Here is a 16,908-nt window from a genome sequence, read left to right on the forward strand (position 1 = left end):
AATTCGATAATACTCAATTAAGAGCAACTCACAAATTTTACCTTAGCCTGATCCGTTACCAGTGAAAGTAACGTCCAGTCTATCTTTCTATCACATACCCAAATTTTTAAAGAACGAACTAGTCAAAGACTAGAAATCAACATTCACCATCCTTCGATGGAATGCTCATTTCTAAACTCTACACAATCAGAAGCAGTAGTGGTGGAGCCAAACGGGATCGAACCGTTGACCTCCTGCGTGCAAGGCAGGCGCTCTCCCAGCTGAGCTATGGCCCCGTATTGCTACAGGTTCCCACACAAAAATTGGTGGGTCTGGGCAGATTCGAACTGCCGACCTCACCCTTATCAGGGGTGCGCTCTAACCAACTGAGCTACAGACCCAATTTCGGGCTGCTTCTTTTCGTCTCTTCAATGAATCAAGCAATTCGTGTGGGAGCTCATGGAGCAGCTGATGTCGTCGATTAAGGAGGTGATCCAGCCGCAGGTTCCCCTACGGCTACCTTGTTACGACTTCACCCCAGTCATGAATCACACCGTGGTAACCGTCCTCCCGAAGGTTAGACTAGCTACTTCTGGTGCAACCCACTCCCATGGTGTGACGGGCGGTGTGTACAAGGCCCGGGAACGTATTCACCGCGACATTCTGATTCGCGATTACTAGCGATTCCGACTTCACGCAGTCGAGTTGCAGACTGCGATCCGGACTACGATCGGTTTTCTGGGATTAGCTCCACCTCGCGGCTTGGCAACCCTCTGTACCGACCATTGTAGCACGTGTGTAGCCCAGGCCGTAAGGGCCATGATGACTTGACGTCATCCCCACCTTCCTCCGGTTTGTCACCGGCAGTCTCCTTAGAGTGCCCACCTTAACGTGCTGGTAACTAAGGACAAGGGTTGCGCTCGTTACGGGACTTAACCCAACATCTCACGACACGAGCTGACGACAGCCATGCAGCACCTGTCTCAATGTTCCCGAAGGCACCAATCCATCTCTGGAAAGTTCATTGGATGTCAAGGCCTGGTAAGGTTCTTCGCGTTGCTTCGAATTAAACCACATGCTCCACCGCTTGTGCGGGCCCCCGTCAATTCATTTGAGTTTTAACCTTGCGGCCGTACTCCCCAGGCGGTCAACTTAATGCGTTAGCTGCGCCACTAAGAGCTCAAGGCTCCCAACGGCTAGTTGACATCGTTTACGGCGTGGACTACCAGGGTATCTAATCCTGTTTGCTCCCCACGCTTTCGCACCTCAGTGTCAGTATCAGTCCAGGTGGTCGCCTTCGCCACTGGTGTTCCTTCCTATATCTACGCATTTCACCGCTACACAGGAAATTCCACCACCCTCTACCATACTCTAGCTCGTCAGTTTTGAATGCAGTTCCCAGGTTGAGCCCGGGGATTTCACATCCAACTTAACGAACCACCTACGCGCGCTTTACGCCCAGTAATTCCGATTAACGCTTGCACCCTCTGTATTACCGCGGCTGCTGGCACAGAGTTAGCCGGTGCTTATTCTGTCGGTAACGTCAAAACAGCAAAGTATTAATTTACTGCCCTTCCTCCCAACTTAAAGTGCTTTACAATCCGAAGACCTTCTTCACACACGCGGCATGGCTGGATCAGGCTTTCGCCCATTGTCCAATATTCCCCACTGCTGCCTCCCGTAGGAGTCTGGACCGTGTCTCAGTTCCAGTGTGACTGATCATCCTCTCAGACCAGTTACGGATCGTCGCCTTGGTGAGCCATTACCTCACCAACTAGCTAATCCGACCTAGGCTCATCTGATAGCGCAAGGCCCGAAGGTCCCCTGCTTTCTCCCGTAGGACGTATGCGGTATTAGCGTCCGTTTCCGAGCGTTATCCCCCACTACCAGGCAGATTCCTAGGCATTACTCACCCGTCCGCCGCTCTCAAGAGAAGCAAGCTTCTCTCTACCGCTCGACTTGCATGTGTTAGGCCTGCCGCCAGCGTTCAATCTGAGCCATGATCAAACTCTTCAGTTCAAACATCTTTGGGTTTTTAAGAAACCCTAAACTTGGCTCAGCAATCGTTGGTTACATCTTTGATTTCTCGCGGAGTAACTTGTGATGCTGATAATCTTGTTGACTATCAGTCTGACTCCACAAGCACCCACACGAATTGCTTGATTCAGTTGTTAAAGAGCGGGTGGTTAAGATCTTTCGTCTCAACCGAGGCGCGCATTCTACAGCGTCCTCTGTTTCTGTCAAGCGGTTATTTTCAGAAGTTTTCAAAGTTTCCTTTGCAACTTCAACCACTTGCGCTTCCGATCTCTCGTCAGCGGGAGGCGAATTCTACAGCGTTACTCGCTGCTGTCAACACCTCTTTTTCAACTCCCTTTCGGCTTCGATAACCTGAAGCAACTCGCTGTCGAAAACCGCGTAACTCTTTGTTTACCAAGGAGTTTTCCGTTTCGACTGCGCCGGAAGTGGGGCGAATTATAGACTTCCAGAATCTGCCGTCAAGCCCTACTTTCACATTTCTGTCATATAGGTCAAAAAAGCCTGAAAACAAGAAGGCCGAGCCCTAACGGGCTCGGCCTTCTTACCTTCTACTTACAAGCTAGGGAATGCGAATTGCGATGCTTCATAGCTCGCACGCTGTGGCCAGCGCTGGGTGATGGCCTTGCGACGGGTATAGAACCGCACGCCGTCCGGGCCATACGCATGCAGATCGCCGAACAGCGAACGCTTCCAGCCACCAAAGCTGTGATAAGCCACCGGCACCGGCAACGGCACGTTGACGCCAACCATACCGACTTCGATCTCGTCGCAGAACAACCGTGCAGCTTCCCCGTCGCGGGTAAAGATGCAGGTGCCGTTGCCATATTCGTGATCGTTGATCAGTTGCATCGCCTCTTCCAGGCTATTCACCCGAACGACGCACAGCACCGGACCAAAGATCTCTTCTTTATAGATGCGCATTTCCGGGGTGACGTTATCGAACAGGCAGCCACCCAGGAAGAAACCTTCCTCATGACCGGCCACGCTCAGACCACGACCGTCCACCACCAGGGTGGCACCGGAGGCCACGCCGTCTTCTACATAGCCACTGACTTTGTCACGAGCCTGGCCGGTGACCAAAGGCCCCATGTCCAAGCCACAATTAGTACCGGCACCAATCTTCAAGGCTTTGATCTGAGGCGTCAGTTTGGCCACCAACGCGTCCGCCACCTGATCGCCAACGCACACAGCCACCGAAATCGCCATGCAACGCTCACCGCAAGAACCGTAAGCCGCACCCATCAGCGCGCTGACGGCGTTATCCAGATCCGCATCCGGCATCAGCACGGCATGGTTCTTCGCGCCGCCCAGTGCCTGAACGCGTTTGCCGCGCTTGGTGCCTTCGGCGTAGATGTATTCGGCAATCGGTGTCGAACCCACAAAACTCAGGGCTTTAACTTCCGGTGCTTCAATCAATGCATCCACTGCAGCCTTGTCGCCATGAACCACGCTCAGCACGCCTTTAGGCAGACCGGCTTCCACCAACAATTGAGCGATCAACAGCGTCGAGCTCGGATCACGCTCGGACGGTTTGAGGATGAAGCAGTTGCCGCAAACGATTGCCAATGGGTACATCCACAGCGGCACCATCGCCGGGAAGTTGAACGGCGTGATACCGGCAACCACACCCAGCGGCTGGAAATCCGACCAGGCATCGATATTCGGGCCGACGTTGCGGCTGTATTCGCCTTTGAGGATTTCCGGCGCAGCACAGGCAAACTCGACGTTCTCGATACCACGCTTCAATTCACCGGCGGCATCTTCAAGCGTCTTGCCGTGTTCTTCGCTGATCAGTTGAGCGATACGCCCTTCGTTCTGTTCCAGCAGTTGCTTGAAGCGGAACATCACCTGCGCACGTTTGGCCGGCGGGGTATTACGCCAGGCCGGGAACGCAGCCTTGGCCGAATTGATAGCTTTCTGAACGGTTTCACGGCTGGCCAATGGCAGCTTGTGGATGACCTGGCCGGTCGACGGGTTGTACACGTCGGCTGTGCGACCGTCTTCGGTCACCAGTTCACCATTGATCAAATGCGGGATAAGGCTCATGCAGGGCTCCAGAAAAGTTGTCCACGGGCGCCCATCAAAGGGCGACTCTATATAGAAGGGAAAAATCAGTCGATCTTGCTCAGCACTTCGCCGACCGCGTCGAACAGACGGTCAAGGTCTTGCGGCTTGCTGTTGAAGGTTGGGCCGAACTGCAGGGTGTCGCCGCCAAAGCGGACGTAGAACCCGGCTTTCCACAGCGCCATGCCCGCTTCGAACGGACGCACGATGGCGTCGCCGTCGCGAGGCGCAATCTGAATTGCCCCTGCCAGGCCGTAGTTACGGATGTCGAGGATGTTTTTCGAGCCCTTCAGGCCATGCAGCGCGTTTTCGAAATGCGGCGCGACGTCGGCCACGCTCTGCACCAGGTTTTCCTTTTGCAACAGATCGAGTGCAGCCAGGCCAGCGGCGCAAGCCACCGGGTGCGCGGAGTAGGTGTAACCGTGCGGGAATTCGACTGCGTACTCAGGCGTCGCCTGGTTCATGAAGGTCTGGTAGATCTCGGAGCTGGCAATCACCGCGCCCATCGGGATCGCGCCGTTGGTAATTTGCTTGGCGATACACATCAGGTCCGGGGTCACGCCGAAGCTGTCAGCGCCGAACATCGAGCCGGTACGGCCGAAACCGGTGATCACTTCGTCGAACACCAACAGGATGTTGTGCTGATCGCAGATTTCGCGCAGACGCTTGAGGTAACCCTCTGGCGGTACCAATACGCCAGCGGAACCAGCCATTGGCTCGACGAATACGGCAGCAATGTTCGACGCGTCATGCAACTCGATCAGCTTCAGAAGCTCATCGGCCAACGCGATACCGCCCTCTTTCGGCATGCCACGCGAGTAAGCATTGCTTGCCAGTAAGGTGTGCGGCAGGTGATCGACGTCCATCATCGCCTGACCGAAAATCTTACGGTTGCCGTTCACGCCGCCAAGGCTGGTGCCGGCGATGTTCACACCGTGATAACCACGGGCACGGCCGATCATTTTGGTTTTGGTCGCCTGGCCTTTCAGACGCCAGTAAGCGCGGACCATTTTCACCGCGGTATCGGCGCACTCGGAACCCGAGTCGGTGAAGAACACGTGATTCAGGTTGCCCGGCGTCAGGTCAGTAATTTTCTCTGCCAGCTTGAATGACAAAGGGTGGCCGTACTGGAAGCCCGGCGAGTAATCGAGGGTGCCCAACTGCTTGGCGACCGCTTCCTGTATTTCCTTGCGAGTATGCCCGGCGCCGCAGGTCCACAGACCGGACAGCGAATCGTAGACCTTGCGGCCCTTGTCATCCGTCAACCAACTGCCTTCAGCCGCCACGATCAGTCGCGGATCGCGCTGGAAATTGCGGTTGGCGGTATACGGCATCCAGTGAGCATCGAGCTTGAGCTGGCTGGCCAGGGAAGTCGGGGCGTTTTCGGGCAAGTTCATGGGCAAAACCTCGCAGGGCAATAAGCGGCGTGGAGATGAAAGCGTTCTTGCAGCTAAATTGCCACGGAGATAAAGTCGGTGAAATCCAACTCTTCTAACGTTCAGTCAGGCCGTTACTAAACTATGAGCACTCGTCGCCCCGATCCACTGGCGCAAGTCAGCGACTTTGATATCCGCCTGTTGCGGATTTTCCGCAGCGTGGTGGAGTGCGGCGGCTTCTCCGCAGCCGAATCGGTCTTGGGGATTGGTCGCTCTGCGATCAGTCAGCAGATGAGCGACCTGGAGCAGCGCCTCGGTTTGCGTTTGTGCCAACGGGGTCGCGCCGGTTTTTCCCTGACCGAAGAAGGTCGTGAGGTGTACCAGTCGGCGTTGCAGTTACTCAGTGCGCTGGAAAGTTTTCGCACCGAGGTCAACGGCCTGCATCAGCATCTGCGCGGTGAACTGACCATTGGCCTGACTGACAACCTGGTCACCCTCCCCCACATGCGCATCACTCATGCGCTGGCACAATTGAAGGAGCGCGGGCCGGATGTGCAAATTCAGATCCGCATGATCGCGCCTAATGAAGTCGAACAAGGCGTGCTCGACGGGCGCCTGCATGTTGGCGTGGTGCCACAGGCCAGTGCGCTGTCGGGACTGGAATATCAACCGCTCTACAGCGAGCGCTCGCTGTTGTATTGCGCAGTCGGGCATCCCTTGTTTTATGTCGACGACAAACAGTTGGACGACGAGCGCCTCGACAGTCAGGACGCCATTGCCCCGACCTTCCGTTTGCCGGCGGAAATCCAGGCGTATTACCAGGCACTCAATTGCACCGCCAGCGCATCGGACCGTGAAGGCATGGCATTCCTGATTTTGACCGGGCGTTACATTGGCTATCTGCCGGACCACTACGCCAGCCTCTGGGTGCAGCAAGGCCGGCTGCGTGCGCTGAAACCGAGCGCACGGTTTTATGATTTGAGCCTGGCATCGGTGACGCGCAAGGGACGTCGCCCGCATTTGGTATTGGAAAGCTTTCTCGAGAGCCTGGCCGCGACACGTTGAAATTGCTTCAGGACTTGTCTGTAGCCTGTGGGTGCGCTATCAACGCACTGGTTGCACCCACTCACTCGTCTGGAAGTGCCTATGACCTTTGAAGTCCCCGCTCACGGCGGCAAGCCCGCCAGCCGCATTCGTCAAAAGAACGAAGAGGCCATCATCAAAGCTGCAGAAGACGAGTTCGCCCGTCACGGGTTCAAAGGCACGAGCATGAACACCATCGCCGTGAATGCAGGGTTGCCGAAAGCGAACCTGCATTATTACTTCACCAACAAACTCGGCTTGTACGTGGCGGTGTTGAGCAACATCCTGCAATTGTGGGACAGCACCTTCAACACCCTCACTGCCGAGGATGATCCGGCCGAAGCGCTGACGCGCTATATTCGCGCCAAAATGGAATTCTCCCGTCGTCAGCCACAGGCTTCGCGAATTTTTGCGATGGAAGTCATTAGCGGCGGCGAGTGCCTGACCGAGTATTTCAACCAGGATTACCGCACCTGGTTCCAAGGTCGGGCGGCGGTGTTCCAAGCGTGGATCGACGCCGGCAAAATGGATGCGGTCGACCCGGTCAACCTGATCTTCCTGCTATGGGGCAGCACCCAGCATTACGCGGATTTCGCCACGCAAATCTGTCGGGTCAGCGGCCGCACCAAGTTGACCAAGCAAGACATGGAAGATGCCGGCAACAACCTGATCCGCATCATTCTCAAAGGCTGCGGCCTCACTCCAGCGCCATAAGACACCTATGCCTTTTACCCTCAGCGGCTTTTGCGAGTTTCGCGAAGATATTCGCAAGAGCCGCTTCATCACGTTCGCCGCGCCGATCAGCAGCCCTGCTGAGGCCCAGGCGTTTATCGAGCAGCACAGTGATTTGAATGCCACGCACAATTGTTGGGCATGGAAACTTGGCGCTCAGTACCGCAGCACCGATGACGGCGAGCCGGGTGGCACCGCGGGCCGTCCGATTCTGGCGGCCATCGACGCCCAGGATTGCGATCAGGTCGCCGTGTTGGTGATTCGTTGGTATGGCGGCACTCAACTCGGCACCGGCGGCCTCGCCCGGGCGTATGGCGGTGGTGCGAACAAATGCCTGCAAGCCGCGCCCAAGATCGAGTTGATCAGCCGGGTGCCGGTGAGTTGCAACTGCGGTTTTGCGGAGTTAACGCTGGTGAAACTTCGCGTGGCGGAGTGGGGCGGACTGGTAGTGGAGGAAACCTTCACGGCCAATGGCGTCGAGTTGCAATTGGCGATGGGCGAAGCGCAGATCGATACCCTGCAAACCGTGCTGGCGGACCTGAGCCGCGGGCGCATTGTGTTGCAGCGCTGACCGCACCAACACTGTCCACAGCCCTTGCGTCCCGCCGGCGCAGTTGCCCACATCTGCTGTGCACCCGGCTGTGGATAACCTGAGCACATACCGCTGTAACCCTTCTGTCATGCGGCTTTGCGGCCATTGTTCAATTTTCACCCAATCCGCTGTCGAAAAGCTCAAACCCACGCGAAAACAATCAGTTAGCGCGGTTTAGAGCCTTTAGAAGAAAGCGCAGCAGTGCTTATGCCCGAGCTTCAAGCTTGCGCACAAATACTGTGGAGCAATCTGTGGATAACCCGTTTATGACCTTCGCGGCCCCATGCCCGGCATGGCTTGCAGTGAGTTGTTCGTTTTTTGAGCAATTGCCGATGCGCAAAACCGGAGCCTGATCAGGCGCCACGCCCTGATCTGGTGCCCATTGCAGGACCGAAAAATCGCCAAACCGCGTCCCCAACACCTCGACTGGCGGGAATTTGAAGTTTTCCTGACTCAATGGCCAGGAAATTGCTTTATCCACAGGCATAACTTCAATCGACCCGAGCCTGTCATGCCCAACCCCGTGCCGATCCCCGATCCTGTCCCCAATCCAATGGCGCGCTTGCAACTGCGCAGAATCAGCAAGCGCTACCCCGGTTGCCTGGCCAACGATGCCATCGACCTGAATATCGCTCCTGGGGAAATCCATGCACTCCTTGGCGAGAACGGTGCAGGTAAAAGTACGCTGATGAAGATCATCTACGGTGTCACCCACGCTGATTCCGGCGAGATGATCTGGCAAGGCCAGCGCGTCGACATGCGCAACCCGGCCCAGGCCCGCAGCTTGGGGATCGGCATGGTGTTCCAGCATTTCTCGTTGTTCGAAACCCTCAGCGTGGCGCAGAACATCGCGCTGGCGATGGGCGCGGCGGCTGGAACGCCGAAACAACTTGAGCCGCAGATCCGAGAAGTATCGCGGCGCTACGGCATGGCGCTGGAGCCGGAGCGACTTGTCCACAGCCTGTCGATCGGCGAACGGCAACGGGTGGAAATCATTCGTTGCCTGATGCAGGACATCCGCCTGCTGATCCTCGATGAACCGACCTCGGTGCTGACACCGCAAGAGGCCGACGAATTATTCGTCACCCTGCGCCGGCTCGCGGCCGAGGGCTGCAGCATTCTGTTTATCAGTCATAAGCTCGGCGAGGTTCGGGCCTTGTGTCACAGCGCCACAGTGTTGCGCGGCGGTCGGGTGGCCGGGCATTGCGTGCCCGCCGAGTGCACGGACCAGCAACTGGCGACGTTGATGGTCGGTGAAGCGGCCGGCCTGATGACCGTGTATCCCAAGCTGTCGGGCGGTGAAGAATGTTTAAAAGTGAACGGATTGTCGTGGCACAACCCGGACCCGTTTGGATGCTCGCTTGAAGGCATTGATCTGGAGGTGCGTCGCGGCGAAATCGTCGGCATCGCCGGGGTCGCCGGTAATGGCCAGGACGAGTTGTTGGCGTTGCTCAGCGGCGAAGAACGCCTGCTTCGCAAGGACGCCGCGACCGTCAGTTTCGACGGGCAAGCGGTCGCCCACTTACGACCGGACGCTCGCCGCAAACTCGGCCTGGCGTTCGTCCCCGCCGAGCGCCTGGGCCACGGCGCAGTGCCGGAATTGAGCCTGGCAGACAACGCCCTGCTCACAGCTTTTCAAAAAGGCCTGGTCAGCAAAGGACTGATCCAGCGGGCCAAGGTCGCCGCGTTGGCCGATGAAATCATCCGCCGCTTCGGCGTCAAGGCGCCCGACGCGCAAACCCCGGCCCGCAGCCTGTCCGGAGGCAACCTGCAGAAATTCATCCTCGGCCGGGAAATCCTCCAGCAACCGACCTTGCTGGTGGCCGCGCACCCGACCTGGGGTGTCGACGTCGGGGCCGCCGCGACCATCCACCGCGCGCTGATTGCCTTGCGCGATGCCGGCGCGGCGATCCTGGTGATCTCTGAAGACCTCGACGAACTGTTCCAGATCAGCGATCGGCTCGGCGCCTTGTGCAGCGGTCGCTTGTCGCCGCTCAGGGCCACGGTCGATACCCGCCTGAGCGACGTCGGCGGCTGGATGGCCGGCCAGTTCGCCCCCCCTCAATCACCTGCACCGGCAACGGTTTAACGGAGTTTCACATGCTGCTTTCTCTCGAACCCCGTGGCCAGCAATCACGCCTGATGTTGTGGTGCTCGCCGTTGCTGGCGGCAATCCTGACGCTGGGCTGCGGCTCATTGCTGTTTGTTGCGCTGGGCCATGACCCGTTGCTGACGCTGCACACATTGCTGATCGCCCCGGTCAGCGACCTGTATGGCGTCTCCGAGTTGTTGGTCAAGGCGCTGCCGATTCTGCTCTGTGCGCTGGGTCTCGCCGTGGCGTATCAGGCGCGGATCTGGAACATCGGCGCCGAAGGCCAACTGCTGCTCGGTGCATTGGCCGGCAGCGCGCTGGCCGTCAACATCATTGACCTGCAAAGTCGCTGGGCGCTGGTGCTGATCCTGCTCGTCGGCACCTTCGCCGGCGCGGCGTGGGCCGGGCTGACGGCGTGGTTGCGCACGCGCTTCAACGCCAACGAAATCCTTACCAGCATCATGCTCAATTACATCGCCCTGAACCTGTTGCTGTATTGCGTGCATGGACCGCTGAAGGACCCGGCCGGGTTCAATTTTCCGGAGTCGGCGGTGTTCGGTGATGCCAGCCGGTTGCCGCTGCTGATGGAGGACGGCCGGGTTCACGCGGGGGTGTATTTCGCGCTGCTCGCGTTGGTAGCCGTGTGGGTCTTGCTGCAGAAAAGCTTCGTCGGGTTCCAGATCAAAGTGCTCGGGCTGGACAAGCGCGCTGCCGGTTTCGTCGGGTTTCGCGAGAAGCGCCTCATCTGGCTGGCGCTGCTGATCAGCGGCGGCCTGGCAGGGCTGGCCGGCGTCAGTGAAGTCACCGGGCCGATTGGTCAATTGGTGCCGCAGGTCTCTCCCGGTTACGGCTATGCCGCGATCACCGTGGCGTTTCTTGGACGGCTCAATCCCATCGGCATTCTGTTTTCCAGCCTGTTGATGGCGCTGCTGTACATCGGCGGCGAGAGCGCACAAATGAGCATGAATCTGCCGCAGGCGATCACGCAATTGTTCCAGGGCATGATGCTGTTTTTCCTGCTGGCCAGCGACGTGCTGATTCTCTACCGCCCGCGTTTGAACCTGCGCTGGACTCGTCGCGCCCCCGCCACCGCCATGTACGCAGGAGTGCTGTGATGGATATCGATCTGCTGAGCAATATTTTCTACGCCATGGTCCGCTGCGGCACACCGTTGCTGTTGGTGGCGCTGGGCGAGTTGATCTGCGAGAAGAGCGGCGTCCTCAATCTCGGTCAGGAAGGGATGATGCTGTTTGGCGCAGTGGTTGGTTTTATCGTCGCGCTGAACAGCGGCAACCTGTGGCTCGGCGTGTTGCTGGCGATGCTCGCCGGGATGCTGTTGTCGTCACTGTTTGCACTGGTGGCGCTGGTGTTCAACGCCAATCAGGTCGCGACCGGTCTGGCCCTGACGATTTTCGGTGTCGGCTTGTCGACGTTTGTCGGCGCGGCGTGGGTGGGCAAACCGCTGGCGGGTTTTGAGCCGGTGGCGATTCCGTATTTGAGTGAGATCCCACTGATCGGGCGAATGCTGTTTGCCCAGGATTTGCTGGTGTACCTGTCGTTCGCGCTGTTTGCGCTGGTGGCATGGGTAATTGTGAAAAGCCGTGTCGGATTGATCATTCAGGCCGTCGGGGAAAACCCGGATGCGGCCAGCGCGATGGGCTTGCCTGTGCTGGGCGTGCGTACGCTGGCGGTGTTGTTTGGCGGGGCGATGGCTGGGTTGGCCGGGGCGTATTTGTCGCTGGCCTACACGCCGATGTGGGCGGAAAACATGAGCGCCGGCCGCGGCTGGATCGCCCTGGCGCTGGTGGTGTTTGCCAGTTGGCGGGTGTGGCGGCTGCTGCTCGGGGCGTATCTGTTCGGACTCGCCAGCATCCTGCACCTGGTGGCGCAAGGACTGGGGCTGGCGATTCCGTCGAGCCTGTTGGCGATGCTGCCGTACGTCGCGACGATTGTGGTGTTGGTGCTGTTGTCCCGGGATGCGCTGCGCACGCGGTTGTATGCGCCGGTGTCGTTGGGGCAGCCGTGGCAGGGCGGGCATTAAATTCCGGGAGCAAAAAAGCTAAAGCCTGGAGTATAACTTGGGGCGTTACGCAGCGAGTTGCAGCAACGACTCGGTCAGCGTTGTCCCTTGAATCCATGACCCTCACTTATCCAGGAAGCCACTCATGTCTACGGCAAAAACCGCACTCATCATCGGCGCCTCCCGCGGCCTGGGCCTCGGTCTGGTGAAAACCCTGCTGGCCGACGGCTGGCAAGTCATCGCCACCGTGCGCAACCCCCAGAAGGCCGAGGCCTTGCAGGCCTTGGGCAAAGTGCGAATCGAAAAACTCGACATGGACGATCAGCAAGCCGTCATCGCGTTGAGCCAACAGCTCAAGGGCGAAGTGCTGGACCTGTTGTTCGTGAATGCCGGGGTCAAAGGCCCTGCCGTGCAAACGCCGGGCGGCGCGACGCTGGCTGAAGTCGGTCAGCTGTTCTTCACCAATGCGGTGGCGCCAATCAACCTGGCGCAGCGTTTTGTCGGGCAGATTCGTTCAGAGGCCGGCGTGCTGGCGTTCATGAGTTCGGGGCTCGGCAGCGTGACCGTGCCGGACGCGCCCGAACTGGCGTTGTACAAGGCGAGCAAGGCGGCGTTGAACTCGATGACCAACAGCCTCGTGACGCAGTTGGGCGATCAGAAACTCACCGTGCTGTCGCTGCATCCGGGTTGGGTGAAGACCGACATGGGCGGTGATGGCGCGGACTTGGATGTGGAGACGAGCACGCGTGGGCTGGTTGATCAGGTGAAGGCGTTCACCGGCAAAGGCGGGCACCATTTCATCAACTACAAGGGCGAAACCATTCCCTGGTAACCAGCACAAATTCAGTGTGGGAGCGCCGTTCGGTCGGGGCGGGGTTGCCGGCGAAGCGGTTTTGTCTGAAACTCCGCACCTCGCCCCGCGGCGACCCTGGATCAGCAGACAGGGTAATCACTGAGCTGGCTAACCTGAACTCAACTTTCAGAGGAGCCGGCCACCATGCCTGCGACCCGTACCTGGTTAAAAAACCCCCTCGCGATCTTCACTGCCAATGGCCTCGATGCCCGTGGCGGCCTGGTCGTGCAAGAAGGTCTTATCGTCGAAGTGCTCGCCGTCGGCCAGCAACCCTCCGCGCCCTGTGGACAAGTGTTCGACGCTCGCGAACATGTGATCCTGCCGGGGCTGATCAACACCCATCACCACTTCTATCAAACCCTGACCCGCGCCTGGGCGCCGGTGGTCAACCAGCCGTTGTTCCCGTGGCTGAAAACCCTGTACCCGGTCTGGGCGCGACTGACGCCGGAAAAACTCGCCCTCGCCACCAAAGTCGCGTTGGCTGAGTTGCTGCTGTCGGGCTGCACCACGGCGGCCGATCACCACTATCTGTTCCCCGAAGGCCTGGAAAATGCGATCGACGTACAAGTCGAAAGCGTCCGTGAACTGGGCATGCGCGCCATGCTCACCCGCGGTTCCATGAGCCTCGGCGAAAAGGACGGCGGCCTGCCACCGCAGCAGACCGTGCAGCAGGGCGCAGTGATTCTCGACGACAGCCAGCGCCTGATCGCCGAATACCACGAGCGTGGCGACGGCGCGCAAATCCAGATCGCCTTGGCGCCGTGCTCGCCGTTTTCGGTAACCCCGGAAATCATGTCCGCCAGCGCCGAACTGGCGAACAAACTCGACGTACGCCTGCACACGCACCTGGCGGAAACCCTCGATGAAGAAGACTTCTGCCTGCAACGCTTCGGCCTGCGCACCGTCGATTACCTGGACAGCGTCGGCTGGCTAGGCCCGCGCACCTGGCTGGCCCATGGCATCCACTTCAATCCGGACGAAATCGCCCGCCTCGGCGCCGCGGGCACCGGCATTTGCCATTGCCCGAGTTCGAACATGCGCCTGGCCTCCGGCATCTGCCCGACACTTGACCTGACCGCCGCCGGCGCGTTGCTCGGGCTGGGCGTGGACGGTTCGGCGTCCAACGACGCGTCGAACATGATGCTGGAAACCCGCCAGGCGCTGTACATTCAACGCCTGCGTTATGGCGCGGAGAAGATCACCCCGGAACTGGTATTGGGTTGGGCGACCAAGGGTTCGGCGAGCTTGCTCGGGCGTACCGACATTGGCGAGTTGGCCGTGGGCAAGCAGGCGGATCTGGCGTTGTTCAAGCTCGATGAGCTGCGTTTTTCCGGCAGTCATGATCCGGTGTCGGCGTTGCTGCTGTGTGGCGCGGACCGGGCGGACCGGGTGATGATCGGCGGCAAGTGGCGAGTGATTGATGGGCAGGTTGAGGGGCTGGATCTGAAAGGATTGATCGCTGATCACAGCCAGGCCGCTCGGCAGTTGATCGCTGGCGTCTAAACGGACGCCATCGCGGGCAAGCCCGCTCCCACAGGGATTTGCGCTGCACCTGTGGGAGCGGGCTTGCCCGCGATACTTTTATAAGCCCAACACCGACAACATGATGAACGTCGCAAACAACACAAAATGGGTCATGCCTTCGATGGCATTGGTCTCCCCGTCATTAAGGTTGATCGCGCTGACGATCAGGGTCAGGAAGATCATCACCGTCTGCACCGGCGTCATCGCCATCTGAAACGGCTGGCCGGTGTAGAGCGCCATCGCTTCCATCACCGGCACCGTCAGGATCACCGTCGACAACGACGCGCCCATGGCGATGTTGATACTTTTCCGTACTGTCAACCGTCTGTCTATATTTTTATCTGCATTTTCAGATAGATAGAAATATCTATGACACCAGCTTTTGACACCGTCCAAAGACCTACTACGTTTACCCCAATGACTCTGGGGTGGTGGGCGTATGAGGTTTGTCATAGAAGACAACAGGCTGATCTTGATCCGGGAGGATGTCCGATTCAGAGGCGGATCGGGCAAGAAGGTCGTCGCAGGTCCAGCTAACTCCTCCAGCACCCAACTGAGCAGGGTCGGCGAAGCGCTAGTGGGTTGGTCAGCAGGCATTCCGTTTCACTCAGAGTCGGCTTACCTAAACGCCCTTAGCTCGACATTTAGTTTTTTAAAACACCGTTCCCCAAACTGGCCCAGCGACGACCAGTGGCCCACGACCATTCTCGACTTCTACTGTCATTACTATGGTGAAGGTGCCGTTGAGGCAGGAAGGACAGTGCAATCAAGCCGTTCGAGCTGGAGCGGTATCCGCAGCCTACTGTTTCGACTCATGCGAGATGGCGTCATCCCCTCGTGCCCAGTTCCTGCTGCGTCACTCCCGGCCAGAATACCGGTGAGTGAATCGGCTGAGAATCTTGTTATTGGGGAGAAATATGAGTCAGTGCCTCCACCAGGAGAGCTTGAAGATCTAGCCTGGCCCAAGTCCTTTATCACGGACCTTTCATATACAGAGGATAGTGAGACCTTTTTTGACGATATTGCTAGAGAGCTAAGTACACCATTAGCTGCAACCCATAAAATTTGCCTTGAATATTGGGAGGAAATGCTCAACACCCATGATCTAAGTAGATCGCTAATCAATCAAATATCCCGTGCCGAATTACTTAGTGCTCTTGCGGATCCAAAGTGGCAGGAAATTCAGTATGGCAAAAAGGTCCACATCGCTGACCCTCGTACAGAACGAGGAGTAGCCTTTTTTCTTGCGGCAGTGAACTATTATTTCCTAGAGACAAATTACCTCAATGAGCTTAACTGGGTAAGTCTACAAAACATACCTTTTTTGGCACCAATCACAACAAGCTACAGTATTCAAAAAATATTGAAGGCGAAGATTATAGTAGAAACTGAAAACACACTAGCAGGGGCTCAATTCCCTGAGATCCTTGGCCGATCACTGGCTTTATTCAGTACAATGGACTGTTCGGTAGCTGCTGCCATTTTAATACATGAACAGCCGAAGTTCACCCCTGACGCTTTAGAAGACGCGGACCTGTATGATAAAAACGGCAAACTTCTATTGTCAGTTTCCGCTGCATCGGGAGGAAAATATACATTCACAGTTGATAAGCGAAGAGCACATAAACGCAAAGGCGGGATGCTGACGGATCTTGCATCTGATGTTATTGAAAAAGTATGGGAAAATAACACCAAGCTACGTATGAAAACAGATCGGAGTTTGCCTGCTACATCCCGAAAACTTTTCTTAGTTGCTACAAGAGATGGTTATGGCCGTGTTGGCCCGCTGAAGGATGGGCTAAATTCAAAACAACGCACAAATCTCTACTACCTTAAGAAAGCGGAGTTCGAGAAGGCCGGGATTAGCCGTGAAACATTCAATCTCAGCAGGATTCGAAATACCCAAGGCATCCTTATTTGGATTAAAACGACATCGGTAGCTGCAATGGCAAGTGCAATGGGCAATTCCATTGCGACCGTATTATCCTGTTATCTGCCACCGTGGCTGCTACGTCGAATGCATGCCCGGATCATAAGAAAATTTCAACAAAAAACGATTGTACTTGCAACTGCTGGATCCGATTGGCAACTGGCAGCATCGGACTTCGAAACCATTGATCAGTTGCATGCATTCATAGTTCAGATATTAACTGAGGATAAATATGGCAACCCATTCTCAGATGAATTCCACCATAGGTTTTCCAAAGACTTTGGCTCAGGCAACAACGATGAAAGCGGCCCTTTGCGCAACGAAGACCTATATATTTGCTTGTCGCCAGAAGCAATTGCATCCCTGGAAGTATTTTGCACAAATTACGACAGCACGAACGAGTTAGACAGCCACACGGAAAGCGGTCTTAATCCAGAATACCTTCTCGGTATATTCCAACTTATTTCGAGTGCAGTCCATTCCTCAGCAGAATCCCCTATCGACGAAGCAATTCACGATCTACTTCGTGGAACCTCTATGGCGCAACTCAAGTTTATTTGGCAAAAATCACGCAGGCTCGTTGAAGTTTATAATTCCAAGATCATTGCTGATGACGCGCAATAGCG

General features: G+C 57.1%; 12 protein-coding genes, 2 tRNA genes, 1 rRNA gene and 1 pseudogene. 9 read left to right on the forward strand and 7 right to left on the reverse strand.

What is annotated here, in order from left to right; all coding sequences use genetic code 11:
- Positions 1 to 199 precede the first annotated feature (199 nt).
- The 5 genes from ACYZT4_RS17290 to aptA form a co-directional block, all read right to left on the reverse strand.
- A tRNA-Ala gene (locus ACYZT4_RS17290) sits at positions 200 to 275 on the reverse strand.
- 28 nt (positions 276 to 303) lie between these two features.
- Positions 304 to 380 (reverse strand) — tRNA-Ile (locus ACYZT4_RS17295).
- An 81-nt stretch (positions 381 to 461) separates the two neighbouring features.
- Positions 462 to 1,998, reverse strand: a 16S ribosomal RNA gene (locus ACYZT4_RS17300).
- Positions 1,999 to 2,568: 570 nt separating this feature from the next.
- The gene (locus ACYZT4_RS17305) at positions 2,569 to 4,062 is read right to left on the reverse strand and encodes a CoA-acylating methylmalonate-semialdehyde dehydrogenase (RefSeq protein ID WP_461981617.1); all 1,494 of its coding nucleotides are present in this window, start codon (positions 4,060 to 4,062) and stop codon (positions 2,569 to 2,571) included.
- A gap of 65 nt (positions 4,063 to 4,127) precedes the next feature.
- A complete protein-coding gene (aptA, locus tag ACYZT4_RS17310; protein WP_461981619.1) occupies positions 4,128 to 5,477 on the reverse strand; it encodes an omega-aminotransferase AptA in 1,350 nt (449 codons plus the stop codon).
- Positions 5,478 to 5,600: 123 nt separating this feature from the next.
- Between aptA and ACYZT4_RS17315 the strand changes: the two genes are divergently transcribed.
- The 3 genes from ACYZT4_RS17315 (at position 5,601) to ACYZT4_RS17325 (ending at position 7,842) form a co-directional block, all read left to right on the forward strand.
- Complete coding sequence (locus ACYZT4_RS17315) at positions 5,601 to 6,521, forward strand: LysR family transcriptional regulator (RefSeq protein ID WP_461981621.1); 921 nt, start codon at positions 5,601 to 5,603, stop codon at positions 6,519 to 6,521.
- Positions 6,522 to 6,602: 81 nt separating this feature from the next.
- Positions 6,603 to 7,253, forward strand: coding sequence for a TetR/AcrR family transcriptional regulator (locus tag ACYZT4_RS17320; protein ID WP_461981623.1), 651 nt, complete (start codon positions 6,603 to 6,605; stop codon positions 7,251 to 7,253).
- A 7-nt stretch (positions 7,254 to 7,260) separates the two neighbouring features.
- Positions 7,261 to 7,842: an IMPACT family protein gene (locus ACYZT4_RS17325; protein WP_461981625.1), complete on the forward strand. Its 582-nt coding sequence runs from the start codon at positions 7,261 to 7,263 to the stop codon at positions 7,840 to 7,842.
- Positions 7,843 to 8,068: 226 nt separating this feature from the next.
- On the opposite strand, the gene ACYZT4_RS17330 is transcribed toward ACYZT4_RS17325, so the two are convergent.
- Complete coding sequence (locus ACYZT4_RS17330) at positions 8,069 to 8,350, reverse strand: hypothetical protein (protein ID WP_461981627.1); 282 nt, start codon at positions 8,348 to 8,350, stop codon at positions 8,069 to 8,071.
- Between the two features lie 24 nt (positions 8,351 to 8,374).
- Here ACYZT4_RS17330 and ACYZT4_RS17335 point away from each other — a divergent pair, with 24 nt between their 5' ends.
- The 5 genes from ACYZT4_RS17335 to ACYZT4_RS17355 all read left to right on the forward strand — a co-directional run bounded on the left by ACYZT4_RS17335 (position 8,375) and on the right by ACYZT4_RS17355 (position 14,331).
- Complete coding sequence (locus tag ACYZT4_RS17335) at positions 8,375 to 9,952, forward strand: ABC transporter ATP-binding protein (RefSeq protein WP_461981629.1); 1,578 nt, start codon at positions 8,375 to 8,377, stop codon at positions 9,950 to 9,952.
- An 11-nt stretch (positions 9,953 to 9,963) separates the two neighbouring features.
- The gene (locus tag ACYZT4_RS17340) at positions 9,964 to 11,070 is read left to right on the forward strand and encodes an ABC transporter permease (protein WP_461981631.1); all 1,107 of its coding nucleotides are present in this window, start codon (positions 9,964 to 9,966) and stop codon (positions 11,068 to 11,070) included.
- Positions 11,070 to 11,996 carry an ABC transporter permease gene (locus ACYZT4_RS17345; protein WP_461981633.1) on the forward strand — a complete coding sequence of 309 codons (927 nt, stop codon included), beginning with the start codon at positions 11,070 to 11,072 and terminating at the stop codon, positions 11,994 to 11,996. Before ACYZT4_RS17340 ends, ACYZT4_RS17345 begins: the two co-directional genes overlap by 1 nt.
- Positions 11,997 to 12,120: 124 nt before the next feature.
- A complete protein-coding gene (locus tag ACYZT4_RS17350; protein ID WP_461981635.1) occupies positions 12,121 to 12,807 on the forward strand; it encodes an SDR family oxidoreductase in 687 nt (228 codons plus the stop codon).
- Positions 12,808 to 12,972: 165 nt separating this feature from the next.
- Positions 12,973 to 14,331 carry an 8-oxoguanine deaminase gene (locus ACYZT4_RS17355; protein ID WP_461981637.1) on the forward strand — a complete coding sequence of 453 codons (1,359 nt, stop codon included), beginning with the start codon at positions 12,973 to 12,975 and terminating at the stop codon, positions 14,329 to 14,331.
- Between the two features lie 78 nt (positions 14,332 to 14,409).
- On the opposite strand, the pseudogene ACYZT4_RS17360 reads toward ACYZT4_RS17355, so the two are convergent.
- Positions 14,410 to 14,655, reverse strand: a pseudogene (locus ACYZT4_RS17360) (calcium:proton antiporter); the annotation flags it as partial.
- Positions 14,656 to 14,791: 136 nt separating this feature from the next.
- Here ACYZT4_RS17360 and ACYZT4_RS17365 point away from each other — a divergent pair.
- Entirely contained in the window at positions 14,792 to 16,906 is a 2,115-nt protein-coding gene (locus tag ACYZT4_RS17365) for a hypothetical protein (RefSeq protein WP_461981639.1), read from the forward strand.
- The last annotated feature ends 2 nt before the right edge of the window (positions 16,907 to 16,908 follow it).

This window comes from Pseudomonas sp. GB2N2 (genome assembly GCF_054897705.1).